The following is an 18061-nucleotide window of genomic DNA, read 5'->3' as shown; positions in this document are numbered from 1 at the left end:
TCCGCGAGCACTTTTCGGAGACTCCGCCATGATCAAGACACTTGTTGCCTGCGCCGCGCTTTGTGCCGCTGCGGCTGCTTTTGCAGAAGCCCCTGGGACCGTCGGCGAATGGAGCGCAATGCCGGCGCACGCCTGGGCTGACCCCACGCACAAGATGCTGATGGACGCCACGCGCGCAGGTAACCGTATTGTCGCCGTGGGTGAGCACGGCGTCATTCTTCTGTCGGACGACGACGGGCATACATATCGCCAGGCCCGGCATGTGCCGGTATCGGCGACGCTGTCGGCCGTCACATTCACAGACGCTCAGCACGGCTGGGCAGTCGGCCAATGGGGCGTGATTCTCGCAACGAGCGATGGCGGGGAAACCTGGAGCAGGCAGCGGATGGATGCCGTGGTCGATCAACCGCTCTTCTCGGTGATCTTTACAAGTCCGCGGAATGGCATAGCCGTGGGTTTGTGGTCGCTGATGCTGTCGACGCACGACGGTGGCAAGACGTGGACCAAGGTGGCGCTGCCAAAGCCACCGGGAGGCGGCAAGGCGGACCGCAACCTTTACCACATCTTTTCCGATCGCCAGGGCGCGCTTTATATCGTCTCCGAGCAGGGAGCGGTACTGAAGTCGACCGACGGCGGCTCGAACTGGGCCTATACGGCGACCGGGGGCAAGGGCTCATTGTGGTCGGGCGTTGTGTTGCCGGACGGCCGCATTGTTGTGGCCGGCTTACTCGGCTGCATGTTCGAAAGCCGCAATGGAGGGGTGACGTGGTCTTCGGTGAATTCGGGAACGAAAAGCTCGATAACTGACCTCGCCTCAGACGGTGATCGACTGATAGGCGTTGGACTGGACGGATTGATGCTCAGGCAGAGCGCGACTGGAGGATCGCCTGAAGTCTCTCAGCGCACCGATCGGGCGACGTTGACCGCAGTCCTGACCAACACTTCCGGGCAGCCGATCTTGTTCTCGCAAGACGGTGTCCTGCTGGCGCGATGAGACGGTTTCAACTTCAGACTTAACATGAGTGCGTAAACCATGGTTAAAGAACCGAACGTTGGCCATGTCGCAATGGCCAACCCCAACTTCGTCAACAGCCCGCGTGCTGAATCCACTTCGAGAACCCAGATCGATTCGGCTCTCGAAAAATATCGCACGCTCGGCGGCTGGGTGGAAAGGCCATCGGACATGCAACAGGAACTCGATGGCGGCGTGCGTGCGGATGTGATCGTCGTCGGCGCGGGTTTTGCCGGCCTGAATACGGCACTGGAGCTTGCAAAACATGGCGCGAACGTTGTCGTTATTGAACGCGAGTTCGCGGGTTTTGGTGCAAGTGGGCGCAACGCGGGCTACCTCGCTGGTGGATCGGGAGCCAAGTTTGATCTCTTTCTCAGGCGCATTGGTCATGAACAGACGCAGAAGATAGTCGACTATCTGGAGTCGGGCGTTGACCACGTCGAACGAATGCTGGGCGAACATGACATCGACTGCGACTACGTCCAGTCAGGGATAATCCGCGCGGGCATTCATCCATCTCATGAAGCGAATATTCGAGAGAACATTCGGATTGCAGAGAAATTCGGGATCGAGTCGGAATTTCTGGATCAGTCCGGGATGCGCGCACGGGGAGTTCCGCCCGCGTTTCTATTCGGTAGCTACATCAACCGTGGCGGTACGCTGGATCCGGGCAAGTACGTCATGGGGTTGCGGAGTGCGGCGCTCCAGGCCGGCGTAAGGCTATACGAAAACACGGAAGTGCTGTCCTGGACCACGGGCCGCCTCGTTGAGGTACAGACCGCGCGTGGCAAGGCGACCGCGCCGATCATGGTGCTTGCCACCAACGCCTATACCCCGCGACTCGGCCTGCTTGCAGACAAGGTGATACCGATGCGCGTTTCCGCAATCGAGACCGAGCCGCTTTCGGCGAAACAACTGGTGGCTCTGGGCTGGCCCAACCGGGAAGGCATTGTCACTGCACACCGCAAGATGGAAAGCCATCGTTTGACAGCGCGTAACACGCTGGTTACCACGACCAAGCGCGTTCGCTATGCATTTGGCTCACGCACGCCAAACGTGCCGGACAACGCGGCATATCGTGCGCTACTGACGGCATTGCACGAACGTTTCCCCACGCTGAGGGATCTTGCCATCCGCGCGTGCTGGAGTGGCTACATAAGCGTCGCTGGCGACGCGTTGCCGGTCGTCGGCGCAACCGGTGAAAGGCAGAACGTTTTCTACACGGCTGGATGTTCGGGGCATGGCGTGGGTGCGCAGTCTTTCATTGGCCGTTTGCTTGCTGAGCGGATTCGCGGTACCGAGCATCCATTGCTGGTCGGACTGCGCCACGAACCCCCATCCACGCTGCCGGAACCGCTGCGGTGGTGTGCGGTCAACGGCGTGATGTCCATGCTGGGACGGATGGACGAGAAAGTTAACCGCGCGGCACGTGCTGCCGCCGCCCCGGAAAGACTAACCGACAAATAGAGGCATGGTAGATGAAATCTGATTTGTTCGACCTGACTGGCAGGATTGCATTGGTGACCGGCGCGAGCCGTGGGATCGGGGAAGAAATTGCCCGCTTGCTCGCGGCGCAGGGCGCGCACGTCATAGTGTCGAGTCGCAAGATCGAAGATTGCAAGACAGTCGCCGACGAAATCGCCAGGTCGGGAGGCAGCGCCGAGGCGTTTGCCTGTCACGTCGGAAAGATGGACGATATTGCATCAGCGTTCGAACATATCCAGGGAAAATTCGGGCGTTTGGATATTCTGGTCAACAATGCGGCCGCTAACCCCTATTTCGGGCATATTCTCGATACGGACCTCGGTGCGTTCAACAAGACCGTCGAAGTCAATATACGCGGATACTTCTTCATGTCGATCGAGGCCGGGAAGATGATGAAAGCGCAGGGCGGTGGCACGATCGTCAATACCGCGTCGGTCAATGCCCTACAACCGGGTGACAGGCAGGGAATCTACTCGATAACCAAGGCAGCGGTCGTAAACATGACGAAGGCCTTCGCGAAGGAGTGCGGCCCGTTCGGCATTCGCGTGAATGCATTGCTGCCCGGCTTCACCAGGACGAAATTCGCCGGGGCGCTGTTCGAAGACCCGGAGCGCGTCGAGCGCCTGGTAAGCGGAATCCCGTTGCGCCGACATGCCGAGCCGAAGGAGATGGCGGGTGCTGTTTTGTATCTGGTATCGGACGCGTCCAGCTACACGAACGGCGAGTGCATCGTGGTCGACGGCGGCCTGACCGTCTAGAGATACCGAGTAAAGGAACCGATCGACATGAGCAACATTTCGGACCAGCCGGCTGCCAATCTACCCATCGCGCGCGTCGACTTTGGCTGCGTGTCGGTTCTGTTCGGCGAGAAGAGCGGGAAATACCCTGACGGAAATCAGGTACTTATCCGCGGATCGGACATTCGCGCGGCCTTCGATACGCCCATTGTTTCAAACTACATCGGCCCTGAATTCGACACGACTGAACTGGTGGTCATGGGACACGTGCACGAAGACCATATGGCCGGCCTGCATCGCATTCCTTGCGCGTCTGTCCACGTGCACGAGGCCGATCTGGCGACGATCCGCAGTTGGGACGGCATGGTTACCGCGTATGGCAATCCGACGAGGGATATGTCGGCAATGCTGACCATGCTTGAGCGTAACTTCTTCTATGCGCCGCGGCCGGACGCGGTGGGCTATGTGGATGGCGCAACGTGGGAATTGGGCAAGGCGAAGATTCGCACGTTCCACATGCCCGGTCACACTGCGGGCCACTGTGTTCTGCTAGTTGAACCGGAAGGCGTGGCGTTTATCGGTGACATCGATTTGACCGGTTTTGGTCCGTACTATGGCGATGCCTGTTCAAGCTTGCACGATTTTCGCCGCAGCCTCGCGCGGTTGCCGGATATTCCAGCGAAGATATGGGTGACGTCGCATCACCGCGGCGTCTATATGGATCGAGCGCACTTCTTGAGCGATCTTGCGGCCTTTACGGCGAAACTCGATAAGCGCGAGCAGCGCCTGCTGGCGTACCTGAGCGAGTCGCCCAAAACTTTGGATCAGTTGGTCGAGCTCCGGGTGTTGTACCCGCGAGGCTACGAGAGCCCTTGGGCAGTGTCTGCCGAAACGCGTACGATTCTGCAGCACCTTGCTGAGATGGTGGCGGACGGGCGGGTCAAGGTTGATGAGCGTGGTGTCTACAGCCCCGGATGACGTATCGCGACAGGCGGCGACCCAGAAGGCGCCGCGATCCGATGAAGGCGACTTCACGATGCGGGCATCGTGAAGTCGAGCAAGCCATCGCGCCGCCCTTCAATGACGGTTGGCGCCAACACCCTTGATCGCCGCACGATCCAGATTTCCCAACAACTGGATCGGATCGATCATCTGCCCGTCGACCTCGACCCATCCCATGTGGTTATCTCCCGCGGACCAGCCGAGGAGCCGTTGGATCTGCTCAGGGTAGCTCGCGACCTCTTCGGGGGTTAGCGAGAGGTACATGTTTTCTTCCTGACGGACATTGGCGGCGTCGAGCGCCATGCCCACCGCAGTCCGATATTCCGACTGCGTGCGATTTGCACCGCCTGCGTGATAGGTCGATCCAAGGAAGATCAGCGCCGAGCCAGCCTTCATGACTGTCGGACAAGCCTCGGACAGGTCCGGTTTGCGATCGTCGTCCCAGACATGGCTGCCCGGAATGACGAGGGTGCCGCCATTCTCGGCGCTGAAGTCGGTGGCCGCGCACATGATCTGCACACGACCTTCCCGGCCTCCTGTTGGATGGCGCCACATGAAAGCAGTGTCGTCGCGGTGTAGCGGTTGGGCGGCCTGACCGGGCCCGATCTGGATGGCTTGCGTTACGCCGATACGAACTCCGGCCGTAAGCGAGAGGCGATTATCGCCAACCCAGACGTCGCGCGGCCTGCAAAGGAAGTGCTCAGCCACGGGCAGGTACAGCGGATGGGTAGCCATTTTCGCCAGACGACGTGTGTGGGCGAAGAGGCGCGACAGTCGTCGCGTGTGGCTGCCGGAAAAGTTGTCCCTGCCAGCCGCTTGCTGTTCGATGAGCGGAAACAGGTCTGCTTTGATGCCGGCGAGGTCCTCGCTCGAGAGGAAGTCCTCGATGATGACACCGCCGTCGCGCTCCAGGACGGCGATGACGTCTTCCTGGGTGGCCGTGAGGCCAGAAAGTCTCGATAGCTCTACCATTGGATTACCTATTTAAGAATACTTACGATTAATTCGAAGTTCGAGCGAAACTAAAATTCGGGGCAGCTAGAACCACTCGGACTCCATGTTCAGCGTCGTGTCGTCGAGGCGTCGCAGCAACGCATGATGCGGCTGCATCTTCGGCAACTCGTAACGGAAGAAATACCGGCACGCTTTCAGCTTGCCGCGATAGAACTTGACGTCGTCGTTTGTCGCGTCTTCAAGCGCGCTTGCTGCCGCAAGACCCTGGCGCAGCCACAGCCAGGCAACGACGGTGTGTCCGAATACCTCGAGGAACGCGTTCGCTTGAGCGAGTACCAGGGTCGCTCGTTCGGCAAGCGCCGGTCGCAATACTGCCAACGTGTCGCGCATTTCCCACCAGGCGTGAGCAAGCGCGTCCGCGTCCTCCGAGAGATGGGGGGTCTCGTCAGCCTGCAGAACGGTCAAGTTGATTTCCCGTTCGAGTAGCGCGATCGCGCGGCCGTCGTGCATAGTAATCTTGCGGCCCAGGAGGTCGAGCGCCTGGACGCCGTGCGTACCTTCGTGGATCAGGTTCAGGCGGTTGTCGCGATAGAGCTGCTCGACCGGATACTCACGCGTATAGCCGTAGCCGCCATGAATCTGAATCGCGAGGCTGTTCGCCTCGAGACACCATTGGGACGGCCACGATTTCACGATCGGCGTCAGTAGATCAAGCAGTAACCCGGCTTCTGCGCGTGCCGTCTCCTTGTCGGCCGTGTGCTGTTCGTCGACGAGCCGCGCCGCGTAAAGGCACAAGGAGTAGCCGCCCTCGACGTACGCCTTCTGGGCAAGCAGCATCCGGCGCACGTCCGCGTGCTCGATCAGCGGCACTTGAGGGATATCCGCCCGCTTCTCTTCAGGCGGCCGGCCCTGGCTGCGCTCGCGCGCGTATTGAAGCGACGCCAGGTAACCGCGATAGCCCAGCATCGTGGCGCCCATCCCGACGCCGATGCGTGCCTCATTCATCATCTGAAACATGCACGCAAGGCCGCGGTGCGGTTCGCCGACAATCTCGCCGATGCAAACGCCGCGCTCGCCGAACGATAGCATCGTCGATGTGGTGCCTCGCCAGCCCATCTTGTGGATCAGCCCCGCAAGCGCGACGTCGTTGCGCTCGCCAAGGGTGCCGTCATCGTCGACATGATATTTCGGCACCGTGAACAGCGAGATGCCCTTCACGCCGGGAGGCGCACCTGGAATACGTGCGAGTACCAGATGAACAATGTTCTCTGACAGTTCGTGATCTCCACCCGAGATAAAGATCTTGTTGCCGGTGATCGAGTAGGTACCGTCTGGGTTCGGTACTGCGCGCGTAGTCAAATCGGCGAGGCTCGATCCTGCTTGTGGCTCGGTCAGCGCCATAGTGCCGAAAAACCGGCCTTCGAGCAGCGCCTGTAGATACTTGCGCTTTTGCACCGGTGAGCCGAAGCGCTCAATCACGTTCGCGTTGGCGATCGTAAGCCCGACGTAGGAACTCGTCGCGATGTTCGCGCTTTTGAACAAAGAATGGCAAGCGTGGGAAACGAGTGCCGGCAATTGCATCCCACCCAGCTCATAGTCCTTCCCTGCGGCGATCAAACCGGCGTCGCAGTAAGCGCGCACGGCTTCGTGCACTTCCCGAATCATCGAGACCCGTTCACCGTCGAATTGCGGCTCGTGCTCGTCGCTGTACCGGCTGTGCGGCGCGAACTTTTCCTCGGCAATTACCTGCGCAATGTCAAGCGCCGCAACGAAGGTTTCGCGATTGTGTTCGCCGAAGCGTGGCCGTTGTGTCAGCGCCTCGGCTTCGAAAAGCTCGAAGAGCTGAAATTCCAGATCGCGCCGGCGAATGATTGTCGAGTTTGACATGGGCTACCAGAAAGGTTGAATGGTTGAATTCGAGCGTCTGCGTTGCAGAATGTTCAGACGCCGAACTTGATTATAAATAACGAGTGTAATCATATATAGGTGTTCGATTGTCCGCAAATACAACGGGTCATAGATCTGTAGGTGTTTACGCTAGCCAAATTGGGCTATGCACGGCCACACGTACGGGGTAGCATTTTTACATAACGAATGTAATGTTATATTTGTTGGATCCTGGGTTCACGATGACTGGCTGTGGCTGCAGGGGGCCAGCAAGGCCCGGCGTCACAGCGCACATCGCTAATCGCTTTCCTCAAGAGGTTTTCATGTCGACGAATAGCCCCGTTGGATCGATCAAACTCAGTTCAATAGCTATCCTTACAATGGATCAACCTCCGGTCAACGGACTAGGACTCGTATTGCGCACGGCAATTGCTGTGCAGCTTGACCGCGCACTCGCCGATCCGGAAATTGACGCGATCGTGCTGACAGGTGGCGAGCAGATTTTCAGCGCCGGCGCAGACGTGCGTGAGTTCGGCACAGCGAAATCATCGAGCGCGCCAACACTTTCCGACCTGATTAGTGCAATTGAGGCCTCGCCGAAGCCGATCGTGGCTGCAATTGCGGGCAATTGTCTCGGCGGTGGTCTCGAACTCGCGATGGGCTGTCATTTCCGTGTTGCGCAGCGTGACGCATCGATTGGCTTGCCTGAAGTCAAGCTCGGGCTGCTGCCCGGCGCGGGTGGCACGCAGCGTCTGCCGCGGCTGGTTGGCGTCGAGTCGGCGCTGAACATAATCGTGTCCGGACAGCCGGTGCCAGCGCAGAAGTTTGCTGGCACGGCGTTGCTCGACGAAGTCGTCGAAAGCGGCGTTGTGGATGCGGCCGTAGCGTTCGCGTGTCGGGTCGTTGCCGAAAAACGCGCAGGCAAGCGCGCACGCGATATCAAGATCGTCGATCCACTCGCGGAGCCGTTCCTGCAGTTCGCGCGCACGAACGTGGAGGCCACGTCGCGTCCGTTCCCGGCGCCACTGCGATGCGTCGAAGCGGTCGCGAATGCAGTCAGCAAGCCGTTCGACGAAGGACTGAAGCTCGAACGTGAAATCTTTATGTCGCTGATGGCATCGCCGGAATCGCGTGCGCTGCGCCACATCTTCACTGCGGAGCGCGCAGCGTCGAAGCTGGCGGACGTGCCCGCCGACACGCCGCTGCGCGACATTCGTCGCGTCGGTGTGATCGGCGCGGGCACGATGGGCGGCGGAATAGCGATGGCCTTCGTCGACGCCGGAATCGCGGTCGTACTGCTCGAAACGAGCCAGGAAGCACTCGATCGCGGCCTCGGCACAATCCGCCGCAACTACGAAACGTCGTTGAAGAAGGGCAAGCTCACGCAGGTGCAACTCGACGAACGCATGGCGCGTATCGCACCGACGCTCGACTTTATGGCATTCGCCGAGGCTGATCTCGTGATCGAAGCGGTATTTGAAGAAATGAGCGTGAAGCATGACGTGTTCAAGCGTCTGGACGAGATTGCGAAGCCAGGTGCGATCCTGGCGTCGAACACGTCCGCGCTTGATCTGAACCGGATCGCGTCGTTCACGAAGCGACCGCAGGACGTGATCGGCCTGCACTTCTTCAGCCCCGCCAACGTGATGCGCCTGCTCGAAATCGTGCGCGGCGCGCAGACCGCTCCGGATGTACTCGCCACCTGCATGAACCTTGCAAAGCGGATCCGGAAGGTCGCGGTGGTGGCGGGCGTATGCGACGGTTTCATCGGTAACCGGATGGTCGCGCGCTACGGCGCGGCTGCGGGTCAATTGCTGATGCAGGGCGCGTCGCCGCAACAGATCGACGGTGCGCTGCAGCGCTTCGGCCTCGCGATGGGGCCGTTCCGGATGGCCGACATGGCGGGGCTCGACATCGGTTGGGCAGCGCGCAAGCGTCGCGCGGCCGAAGATCCCGGTGCTCAGCCGCGTACGGCCGCCGACGCGATCTGCGAGGCAGGCCGATTCGGCCAGAAGACCGGCGCCGGCTGGTATCGCTACGAGCCCGGCAAGCGCGATCCGATTCCCGATCCGGCCGTTGACGAGATCATCGAGCAGTTCCGTCGCGAAAGCGGGATTACACCGCGCAAGATCAGCGATCAGGAGATCGTAGAGCGCTGCATCTACGCGCTCGTCAACGAAGGCGCGCGAATTCTCGAAGACGAAATTGCCGCGCGTGCATCGGACGTCGACGTCGTGTACCTGTCGGGCTACGGCTTCCCACGTCACCGAGGTGGCCCGATGCTGTACGCGGACACCATGGGCCTTGCAACTGTCGTGCGCGCGTTGAAGCGCTTCGCCTCCGAGCCCGGCGCCGAAGCTTGGTGGCAGCCCGCGTCGGTGCTCGTGAAGCTTACGCAAGAAGGCCGTACATTCAATTAAGGATATCGACATGATCGACGCAGTGATTGTTTCCACCGCGCGCACTGGGCTTGCAAAGAGCTGGAAGGGCGCATTCAACATGACCTATGGCGCGACGCTTGGCGCGCATGCCGTGCAGCACGCGGTTGCGCGCGCTGGCATCGATCCGGCGGAGATCGAGGACGTGATCATGGGCGGGACGTTCGGTGAAGGCACAACGGGCGGCAATATAGCGCGTGCGATTGCGCTGCGCGCCGGCCTGCCCGTCACAACCGGCGGTGTCACCGTGAACCGCTTCTGCTCATCCGGTCTGCAGGCGATCTCGATGGCGGCACAGCGTGTGATGCTCGAAGGCGCACCGGCAATCGTCGCGGGTGGCGTCGAAAGTATCTCGTGCGTGCAGAACGAATCGAACAGGCACATGCTGCTTGATCCATGGCTCGTCGAGCACAAGCCGGAGGTGTACTGGAGCATGCTGCAGACGGCCGAGACAGTTGCGAAGCGCTACGGGATTCCCAGGGAGGAGCAAGACGAATACGGCGCGCGCAGCCAACAGCGCGCGGCGGCTGCTCAAGCGGCGGGCAAATTCGATGACGAGATCGTCCCGATGACGACAATCATGGCCGTCGTCGACAAGGCAACCGGCCAGTTGACAACGAAGGAGGTGACGATCTCTTCAGATGAGGGGATTCGCGCGGACACGACGCTCGAAGCAGTGTCGAAGATCCGTCCGGCATTGCCGGGAGGCGTAATCACCGCGGGCAATGCGAGTCAATTCTCGGACGGCGCATCCGCATGCGTTGTGATGAACAGCAAGCTGGCTGAGCAGCGTGGGCTTCAGCCGCTTGGAATTTTTCGCGGCTTTGCAATTGCGGGTTGTGAACCGGACGAGATAGGGATCGGGCCCGTATTCGCGGTGCCGCGTGTGCTTGAACGTGCCGGCTTGAAGATCGACGACGTCGGACTGTGGGAGCTTAATGAGGCGTTCGCCATACAGGTTCTGTACTGTCGAGACAAACTTTGCATTCCTGATGACAGGTTGAACGTGAATGGGGGCGCCATCGCCGTCGGGCATCCGTACGGTGTGTCGGGTTCGCGGCTTGTCGGCCATGCGCTGATCGAGGGCAAGCGGCGCGGCGTGAAGTACGTGATGGTCACGATGTGCATCGGCGGCGGCCAGGGCGCCGCCGGTTTGTTCGAAGTCTGCTGATCGAAGGAGACCGTGGTGTCGGTGAAGGAACTGTTTCAGCTCAACGGGCGCATCGCGCTCGTGACGGGGGGCTCGCGCGGTCTCGGCCTGCAAATGGCCGAAGCGCTCGGCGAATTGGGCTGCAAGGTCGTCATCTCGGCGCGCAAGGCTGACGAACTGGCCGTCGCACAAGCGCATCTGCGCGCGATGGGGATCGAAGCGAGGGCAGTTGTCAGCGATCTGCAGAAGTTCGACCGAATTCCAGCTCTCGTCGACGAGGTATTGTCTGCGCACGGGCGCGTCGACATTCTCGTGAACAATGCGGGCGCGACCTGGGGCGCACCCACCGAGGATTACCCGGATGAAGCGTGGCACAAGGTAATGAACCTGAACGTGAGCGCACCTTTCTTTCTGACGCGGGAGGTTGGCCGCCGCAGCATGATTCCGCGCAAGAACGGCAAGATCGTCAACATCGCCTCGATTGCGGGGCTCAAAGGGATGGCGCGCGGGGTGAACACGATCGCGTACAACACGTCGAAGGCTGCGATGATCCACTTTACACGCGCGCTTGCGACGGCGTGGGGGCATTACGGCATCCACGTGAACGCGATTTGCCCGGGCTTCTTTCCGTCGAAGATGACGGCGGACGTGCTCGATGCAGTTGGCGAGCAGGTGATCGCCCGCACGCCGCTGCAGCGGCTCGGCGGCGACGAGGACCTGAAGGGCGCGCTCGCATACTTCGCGAGCGACGCTTCGCAGCACGTGACCGGCCAGTACCTGGCCATCGACGGCGGGATGTCGGCAACATGACAGGCGACGCGCAAAGTAGCTTCAGTGGCACACGTCCGGTCGAAGAGGCGCACGCGTTCGACGCCGGGCGACTGCTTGATTACATGCGCAAGCATGTCGATGGCTTCTCGGGTGCGCTACACGTCGAGCAATTCAAAGGCGGGCAGTCGAATCCGACCTTCCTGCTCGAAGCTGGCAGCAGTCGCTACGTGATGCGCAGCAAGCCACCGGGTACGCTGCTGCCCTCGGCACACGCAGTCGATCGCGAGTTTCGCGTGATCCGTGCGCTCGCCGACACCGCTGTGCCGGTCGCGCAGGCGTTCGCGCTGTGCGAGGACGCGGACGTAATCGGCACGGCGTTCTACATCATGGAGTACGTCGAAGGGCGCATCTACTGGGACAGCTCGCTGCCGGGGCTGTCGAAGGCCGAGCGCGAGGCGCTGTACGACGAGATGAACCGCGTGATCGCGGCGCTGCATTCGGTGGATCCAGTCGTGGTTGGCCTCGCCGATTATGGGAAACCTGGCAACTACATCGAACGTCAGGTCGCGCGTTGGACGAAGCAGTATCGTGCGGCGGAGGCCGAGCGGATCGAAGCAGCCGATAGTTTGATCGATTGGCTGCCGAAGCACATCCCGGCTGGTGACGAAAGCCGGATCGTGCATGGCGACTATCGTCTCGACAACGTGATCTTCCATCCGCAGGAGCCACGAATTCTCGCGGTGCTCGACTGGGAACTCTCTACGCTGGGTCATCCGCTCGTTGATTTCGCGTACCACTGCATGACGTGGCGTATGCCCATGCATCAGGGACGCGGTCTCGCGGGCGTCGATATCGCGGCACTCGGTATTCCGGACGAGGCATCGTATCTGCGGCGCTATCTCAAACGCGTGCCGCGGGCGTCGAACGACGCGGTATCGGATGCGGACTGGGGCTATTACCTCGTGTTCAACCTGTTCCGACTCGTCGGAATCCTGCAGGGCGTGTATGCCCGTGCGCTGCAAGGCAACGCGTCAAGCGCGCAGGCGCTCGAAGTCGGCAAGCGCACGCGGCCGCTTGCTGAGCTGGCCTGGTCGCTCGCCCGGCAAATCGACACGATGCGCTGAGTGGGGCGTAACGCAATGACAGGCTGGCGTTAGACGCGTACGGCCTTCACAGTGAAGAAAGGGAACCAGAAATGAATTTTGAAAACACAAGCAAAGTGAAGGATCTCCAGAGGCGTCTGACCGTGTTCATGGACGAGCATGTCCATGCGGCGGAGAGTCAGTTCGAAGCCGAGATGGATGCGGCGCGCAGGGCAGGCAACCCTTGGCATCCGGCGCCGGTGATGGAAGCACTGAAGGAGAAGGCCCAAAGCGCGGACCTGTGGAATCTGTTCCTGCCTGAGTCACAATACGGCGCGGGGCTGACGAATCTCGAGTACGCGCCGCTGTGCGAAATCATGGGCCGATCGTCGATCGGCTCGGAGCCGTTCAACTGCTCGGCGCCGGACACCGGCAATATGGAAACGCTCGTGCGCTATGGCAGCGATGAACAGCGGGAAACGTGGCTCAAGCCTCTGCTCGACGGTTCGATCCGCTCGGGATTCGCCATGACGGAACCGAGCGTTGCGTCGTCGGACGCGACGAACATCGCCGCGCACATCGAGCGTGATGGCGATCACTACGTTATCAACGCGCGCAAATGGTGGACCTCGGGCGCGAACGATCCACGCTGCAAGATCCTCATCTTCATGGGTAAGACCGCACCGGACCATCCGGACCCGCACCGCCGCCAGTCGATGATTCTCGTGCCCATGGATACGCCAGGCGTCAAGGTGCTGCGCCATCTGCCCGTATTCGGCTACGACGACGCGCCGCACGGCCACGCAGAAGTGCTGTTCGAGAACGTGCGCGTGCCGGTCGGCAATGCCTTGTTAGGCGAGGGGCACGGCTTCGAGATCGCGCAGGGGCGTCTCGGTCCGGGGCGGATTCATCACTGCATGCGGTTGATTGGCCGTGCTGAGCGCGCACTCGAAGCAATGTGCCGGCGCGCCACGTCACGCGTCGCGTTCGGCCGCAAGATTGCCGATCACGGCGTCACGCGCGAACGGATTGCCGAAGCGCGGATCCTAATCGACCAGGCGCGCTTTCTCGTGCTGCACGCCGCGTGGAAGATGGACCTGCTAGGCAACAAGGCGGCGCGCAAGGAAATCGCGATGATTAAAGTCGCAGCGCCTGCGATGGCGTGTCAGGTGATCGACTGGGCAATCCAGGTGCACGGCGCGGGTGGCGTTAGCGAGGATTTTGGCCTCGCTCGCGCTTATGCAGGGGCGCGTACGCTGCGTCTTGCCGACGGCCCGGACGAAGTGCATCGCAACGCGATCGCGAAGATGGAACTCGGCGCCTACCTGTGACGCGTGATATCAGTTGAAGAACGGAGTCAAACCATGCCTGCTACTCGGTCGCCTTTCTGGCCAGCGCATTTGCCGACGCATCTGACATTGCCGGCTACGAACCTGTTCCACAACGCTGAGGTCACAGCAGCGCGCTACCCGGACAAGCCATTTATCGTGTTCTACGACACGCCGGTTACGTTCGCGCAGTTCAAAAACGAGGCCGAGCGCGTGGCCGGATTTCTGCAGCAGCGGTGCGGCGTGAAAGCCGGTGACCGGGTGATGCTGTATATGCAGAACAGTCCGCAGTGGATGATCGCTTACTACGGAATCCTGCGCGCGAACGCGGTTGTCGTGCCAGTTAATCCTATGAACATGACGGACGAGTTGCGCCATTACGTCGAGGACAGTGGCGCGCGTACTGTGTTCGTTGCCCAGGATCTGTATCCGCGCATTGCGCCACTGGTTGGTGATGCAGACGGCCAGCTTGCTCATGTCGTTGTCGCTACCTACAGCGACTATCTGAAGCAGCAACCGGAGATTGTGCCACCCGATTTCGTGACCGCTCCACGCCATGCGGATGGCCCACGGATGGTTCACTGGTCGAAGGCGCTTGACCTGTCTTTGGTGCCGGGACCGTTGACGGCCGGCCCCGACGACCTTTGCGTCATGCCGTACACGTCGGGCACTACCGGCAAGCCGAAGGGCTGTATGCACACCCATCGCAGCGTAATGTGCACAGCGGTTGGCGGATTTCACTGGCTCGGCAGCACGCCGGATACGGTCGCACTGTCGACGCTGCCGATGTTCCACGTCACAGGTATGCAAGGAGGACTGAACAGTTCGATCTACAGTGGCGCAACAGTTATCTTGCTGCCGCGCTGGGATCGCGATGTGGCCGCGCGGATGATCGCCCGTCACCGCGTGACTCACTGGCAGTCTATTTCGCCGATGGTAGTGGACTTCGTGTCGAATCCAAAACTTGGCGGGTACGATTTGTCGACCCTGCGCTGGATGGGCGGCGGTGGCGCTGCCATGCCGGAGGCCGTGGCGAGAAAACTGAAGGAGATCACGGGCGTTGATTATGTCGAAGGGTACGGACTGTCGGAGACGATCGCTTCGACACATATCAATCCGCTGCTGCGTCCCAAGCTTCAATGCCTTGGCATACCCGTTTTCGACGTCGATGCGCGGATTGTCGATCCGACGACACTGGAACTGAAGCCACAAGGCGAGACTGGTGAGATTATCGTGTGCGGGCCGCAGGTGATGCAGGGTTACTGGCGTAATCCGGACGCGTCACGAGTGGTGTTTGTCGAGATTGACGGCAAGCGTTTCTTGCGTACAGGCGACCTGGGATGGATGGACGAGGACGGTTATTTCTTCATGGCTGACCGCTTGAAGCGGATGATCAACGCATCAGGCTATAAGGTGTGGCCGGCCGAAGTCGAGGCGATGATGTACCATCATCCGGCGATTCAGGAGGTGTGCGTGATCGGCTCGCGGGATGCTCATCGCGGCGAGACGGTTAAAGCCTTGGTGGTATTGAAGTCCGAGCTGGCGGTTAGCGTCACGCCTGACGATATCATTGCTTGGGCACGCGAACGCATGGCGTCCTATAAGGCCCCGCGCATTGCCGAATTCGTCGACATGCTGCCGAAGTCCGGCAGCGGTAAGGTCATGTGGCGCGAACTGCAGGAACGGGAGGCGGCGAGGGTCCCTACGCAAAGCGACGCGAGTGCATGAATGCAAGACGGGTGTTTATGGTTCCGGTGCGATTTCACGCCGTAACAATAACGTTTCGGGACGGCCTCCACGTCCAGCGTGATCGGTTGGAATTGTCGAGATGGATTCGCGAACTGGCCACTGAACGTCCAGCGTCGGTATTTGAACCGAGCGATGCCGGACGAGCGCGGATATATCAGCTCTGCGAGGCGCTTGACGGTATAGAACTTCGGTTGCGATCGCATCCGGGAGTTACGGAATCTTTGGGAAGAGAAACGCTTCGTCAGCGTGAAGCTGTGGATGCGACCCTTGCGAATCTCGCGGCAGTTCGCCAAGAAATAAGGACGCTGGAAGGCCAATCGGAAAACGCGCGCAAGGTGACAACTCGTGGCGAGGAAATCTCGCGCTTCCTCGGCCGCCTAGAGGAAGCCCTGAGGTTGTACGAAACGCTCGACACGTCTTCAGCGCTTAACGAAGAGATTGCATCGCTGAAGACGCAGGTTGAGGACCTGAACAAGCTGATATCTGAACACGAGATAGGTCGGAAAACGGAAAACGCGCTTGATACGATCCAGTCGATTTCATCGCGACTAGTCCCACAGCTTGACGGGGAGTGGCCAGATGCCCCTATTCGACTCAATATCCAAGATCTCACGATAAAGGTTATTCGTGGTACGCGCGATGATTTCCTTTGGGAGATTGGCAGCGGTGCAAATTGGCTTGCATACCATGTGGCGCTTACCCTTGCCCTGCAAGGCTACTTTCTGAGCAAGCTGAATCATCCAGTGCCGGGATTGCTAATCTATGATCAGCCAAGCCAAGTCTACTTTCCTAATCTACGAGCGGGAAAGGCATCAGAAGCGAACTTAGACCCAGAATGGGACAACGAGGACGTAGCTGCTGTACGAAAAGTATTTACGCTTTTCGATGGCATCATCACAAGAACCTCAGGCCGCTTGCAGATCATCGTACTTGACCACGCTGACGAAGAAGTCTGGGGGGGCTGACCAATGTCCATCGCGTCGAAGAGTGGCGTGGAGAAGCCCTCGTGCCGACTGAATGGATCTAGGTCGCGACAAGCCATGCGAAAGACCGCAACGGGACCTGAAAAGCCATTCGATGGCGGTGAGTGTTGATATTTGTCGATGTCGGTTTGCGAACGGCCGCAATGTAATGGGCGGCCGCCCACGACACCCGATCTCCGACCGTCCGCTCTGGCCGAACTGCGCGCGTCCCGCGTAAGGCAAGGGGCGCACATGGACCGTCGTTCGACAGCGCTGACGAAATGACCGTTTGCCGTCGTCTAAGAGTCAGCGCGCCAGGGCAGATCGCACGTGGAACAACTGTCGTCTTACCCGTCTTACCCGATTACGTCGGCCAAATCTCGAACAGCGCACCCGACTGCTTTTCGGTGAGTCTGATGTTGCTCGCATAGGTGAGTTTGCGCGTAATGCCGGCCCGCTTGGCGAGGCGCGCGAAGTCCACCCATTTCACGGCGGTTTGCTCCCAGTCAAGGGGGCGCACGCAGTGAAACGTTTTTACGGTTTGCCCCGGCTCTTGAAATATGCTTTCGATCCGTCCGTGTCGATGCACTAGGACACCCCGCGATGAAGACATCTTATTTCTCGGACGGGAACACTGGATAACGATATCACCCACTCGAGCAGTGGAAGGAAACGGTGCATTCCCGCCCCACCAGAACCAACTAACTATGCCGGCGTCCGGCCCAATGCGCTCTTGCACTTCCTCCATCGTGTTTTCCACCACCTCGATATCGCCGGGATAACGCGCGTCTTCACGCGTACTGATGAGCCAGTATTTCGGCGCTCGCGTCTGGACCTTGGTGTGCGAACTTGCACGGTTTGACGGGGGATCGGGAGAGATGAGGACAGGAATCTGCCGAATCCGCGCAATAAATTCGCTATCGATAACGCCCCCGGATGCCGCAAGCGAACCAATCAACTGCTCAGCCTGCCCAATGAGTTCTGGCCGGTCAGAGATAACGGACGCCTCCACGTAGTAATTGTTGGACCGCTGCGAAGCATTGGCCGAGCCGATGACGGCCCAGTCGTCGAGTACCAGCACCTTGGCATGCAAGTTCGGAACATTGAACAGAGAGGCCCCTGCTGTGAGGTACCCCGCGAGTACTTCGGCGCTCGTGCGCCCTCCCGCGATGGAGGCATCGGAAGCATCGACCACGAGCACGTCTCCGGCGCCAAGGGGGAGGAGTCGTGACTCCGTCACGTAGGCAATGGCAGCCCGGCGCCGCTTGGCCTTGACCGCTTTCTCCCCGACGGTATCCCACAGGTCTGCACTTAAAAGTTTCAGCATGTGATTATTTTGAATTGGTTTATCAGCGCGTTATGGCGAGGTCGCACTTCCACCGCGCGGCTCAACATCATAGACGAATACCGCCGATTCCATCCTCGCCAAGCTACAAAGACTAAGTACGTGGATCAGCGGAACGGGACACTAGTTTCGGTCATTCGACATGAGGATGCAATTCGT

At 60.1% G+C, this 18061-nt stretch carries 14 protein-coding genes; 11 read left to right on the top strand and 3 right to left on the bottom strand.

Annotation, left to right across the window (positions count from 1 at the left end):
• Window positions 1–28: 28 nt before the first annotated feature.
• From HWX91_RS14170 to HWX91_RS14155, 4 genes are read left to right on the top strand one after another with little or no spacing between them, the layout of a single operon-like run.
• A complete protein-coding gene (locus HWX91_RS14170; protein ID WP_028194324.1) occupies window positions 29–994 on the top strand; it encodes a WD40/YVTN/BNR-like repeat-containing protein in 966 nt (321 codons plus the stop codon).
• 39 nt (window positions 995–1033) lie between these two features.
• Window positions 1034–2479 carry an NAD(P)/FAD-dependent oxidoreductase gene (locus HWX91_RS14165; protein ID WP_375792406.1) on the top strand — a complete coding sequence of 482 codons (1446 nt, stop codon included), beginning with the start codon at window positions 1034–1036 and terminating at the stop codon, window positions 2477–2479.
• A gap of 11 nt (window positions 2480–2490) precedes the next feature.
• On the top strand, window positions 2491–3255 hold the full coding sequence (locus tag HWX91_RS14160) for an SDR family oxidoreductase (protein WP_028194322.1): 765 nt from the start codon (window positions 2491–2493) through the stop codon (window positions 3253–3255).
• A 27-nt stretch (window positions 3256–3282) separates the two neighbouring features.
• On the top strand, window positions 3283–4212 hold the full coding sequence (locus tag HWX91_RS14155; RefSeq protein WP_042273748.1) for an MBL fold metallo-hydrolase: 930 nt from the start codon (window positions 3283–3285) through the stop codon (window positions 4210–4212).
• 99 nt (window positions 4213–4311) lie between these two features.
• On the opposite strand, the gene HWX91_RS14150 is transcribed toward HWX91_RS14155, so the two are convergent.
• Window positions 4312–5208 (bottom strand): phytanoyl-CoA dioxygenase family protein, encoded by an 897-nt coding sequence (locus HWX91_RS14150; protein WP_042273746.1) that lies wholly within the window; start codon window positions 5206–5208, stop codon window positions 4312–4314.
• Window positions 5209–5274: 66 nt separating this feature from the next.
• The gene (locus HWX91_RS14145; protein ID WP_028194320.1) at window positions 5275–7077 is read right to left on the bottom strand and encodes an acyl-CoA dehydrogenase; all 1803 of its coding nucleotides are present in this window, start codon (window positions 7075–7077) and stop codon (window positions 5275–5277) included.
• 323 nt (window positions 7078–7400) lie between these two features.
• On the opposite strand from HWX91_RS14145, the gene HWX91_RS14140 reads away from it, so the two are divergent.
• The 7 genes from HWX91_RS14140 to HWX91_RS40500 all read left to right on the top strand — a co-directional run bounded on the left by HWX91_RS14140 (window position 7401) and on the right by HWX91_RS40500 (window position 16560).
• Window positions 7401–9497: a 3-hydroxyacyl-CoA dehydrogenase NAD-binding domain-containing protein gene (locus tag HWX91_RS14140; protein ID WP_042273743.1), complete on the top strand. Its 2097-nt coding sequence runs from the start codon at window positions 7401–7403 to the stop codon at window positions 9495–9497.
• A gap of 10 nt (window positions 9498–9507) precedes the next feature.
• Window positions 9508–10686: an acetyl-CoA C-acyltransferase gene (locus tag HWX91_RS14135; protein WP_028194318.1), complete on the top strand. Its 1179-nt coding sequence runs from the start codon at window positions 9508–9510 to the stop codon at window positions 10684–10686.
• A 12-nt stretch (window positions 10687–10698) separates the two neighbouring features.
• Window positions 10699–11475, top strand: coding sequence for an SDR family oxidoreductase (locus HWX91_RS14130; RefSeq protein WP_208459037.1), 777 nt, complete (start codon window positions 10699–10701; stop codon window positions 11473–11475).
• Window positions 11472–12560: a phosphotransferase gene (locus HWX91_RS14125; protein WP_028194316.1), complete on the top strand. Its 1089-nt coding sequence runs from the start codon at window positions 11472–11474 to the stop codon at window positions 12558–12560. The genes HWX91_RS14130 and HWX91_RS14125 overlap by 4 nt, the downstream gene beginning before the upstream one ends.
• A gap of 71 nt (window positions 12561–12631) precedes the next feature.
• Window positions 12632–13849, top strand: a complete 1218-nt coding sequence (locus HWX91_RS14120; protein ID WP_028194315.1) for an acyl-CoA dehydrogenase family protein — start codon at window positions 12632–12634, stop codon at window positions 13847–13849.
• A gap of 33 nt (window positions 13850–13882) precedes the next feature.
• On the top strand, window positions 13883–15574 hold the full coding sequence (locus HWX91_RS14115) for a long-chain fatty acid--CoA ligase (RefSeq protein ID WP_028194314.1): 1692 nt from the start codon (window positions 13883–13885) through the stop codon (window positions 15572–15574).
• The gene (locus tag HWX91_RS40500) at window positions 15571–16560 is read left to right on the top strand and encodes a DUF3732 domain-containing protein (protein WP_208459036.1); all 990 of its coding nucleotides are present in this window, start codon (window positions 15571–15573) and stop codon (window positions 16558–16560) included. The genes HWX91_RS14115 and HWX91_RS40500 overlap by 4 nt, the downstream gene beginning before the upstream one ends.
• A gap of 361 nt (window positions 16561–16921) precedes the next feature.
• Here the strand turns inward: HWX91_RS40500 and HWX91_RS14105 are convergent, their stop codons facing one another.
• Complete coding sequence (locus HWX91_RS14105; RefSeq protein WP_052660615.1) at window positions 16922–17884, bottom strand: phospholipase D-like domain-containing protein; 963 nt, start codon at window positions 17882–17884, stop codon at window positions 16922–16924.
• Between the last annotated feature and the right edge of the window lie 177 nt (window positions 17885–18061).

Origin of the sequence: Paraburkholderia fungorum, assembly GCF_902833645.1 — a bacterium.
GTDB lineage: Bacteria > Pseudomonadota > Gammaproteobacteria > Burkholderiales > Burkholderiaceae > Paraburkholderia > Paraburkholderia fungorum.
This window is presented reverse-complemented; position numbering and strand designations above follow the sequence as displayed.

Bases quoted from the DNA above. Each gene is read 5' to 3' on its own strand.
- HWX91_RS14155 (WP_042273748.1), top strand. From the start codon at position 3,283: ATGAGCAACATTTCGGACCAGCCGGCTGCCAATCTACCCATCGCGCGC.
- HWX91_RS14150 (WP_042273746.1), bottom strand. From the start codon at position 5,208: ATGGTAGAGCTATCGAGACTTTCTGGCCTCACGGCCACCCAGGAAGAC.
- HWX91_RS14120 (WP_028194315.1), top strand. From the start codon at position 12,632: ATGAATTTTGAAAACACAAGCAAAGTGAAGGATCTCCAGAGGCGTCTG.
- HWX91_RS14105 (WP_052660615.1), bottom strand. From the start codon at position 17,884: ATGCTGAAACTTTTAAGTGCAGACCTGTGGGATACCGTCGGGGAGAAA.
- HWX91_RS14125 (WP_028194316.1), top strand. From the start codon at position 11,472: ATGACAGGCGACGCGCAAAGTAGCTTCAGTGGCACACGTCCGGTCGAA.
- HWX91_RS14165 (WP_375792406.1), top strand. From the start codon at position 1,034: ATGGTTAAAGAACCGAACGTTGGCCATGTCGCAATGGCCAACCCCAAC.
- HWX91_RS14140 (WP_042273743.1), top strand. From the start codon at position 7,401: ATGTCGACGAATAGCCCCGTTGGATCGATCAAACTCAGTTCAATAGCT.
- HWX91_RS14115 (WP_028194314.1), top strand. From the start codon at position 13,883: ATGCCTGCTACTCGGTCGCCTTTCTGGCCAGCGCATTTGCCGACGCAT.
- HWX91_RS14145 (WP_028194320.1), bottom strand. From the start codon at position 7,077: ATGTCAAACTCGACAATCATTCGCCGGCGCGATCTGGAATTTCAGCTC.
- HWX91_RS14135 (WP_028194318.1), top strand. From the start codon at position 9,508: ATGATCGACGCAGTGATTGTTTCCACCGCGCGCACTGGGCTTGCAAAG.
- HWX91_RS14170 (WP_028194324.1), top strand. From the start codon at position 29: ATGATCAAGACACTTGTTGCCTGCGCCGCGCTTTGTGCCGCTGCGGCT.
- HWX91_RS40500 (WP_208459036.1), top strand. From the start codon at position 15,571: ATGAATGCAAGACGGGTGTTTATGGTTCCGGTGCGATTTCACGCCGTA.
- HWX91_RS14160 (WP_028194322.1), top strand. From the start codon at position 2,491: ATGAAATCTGATTTGTTCGACCTGACTGGCAGGATTGCATTGGTGACC.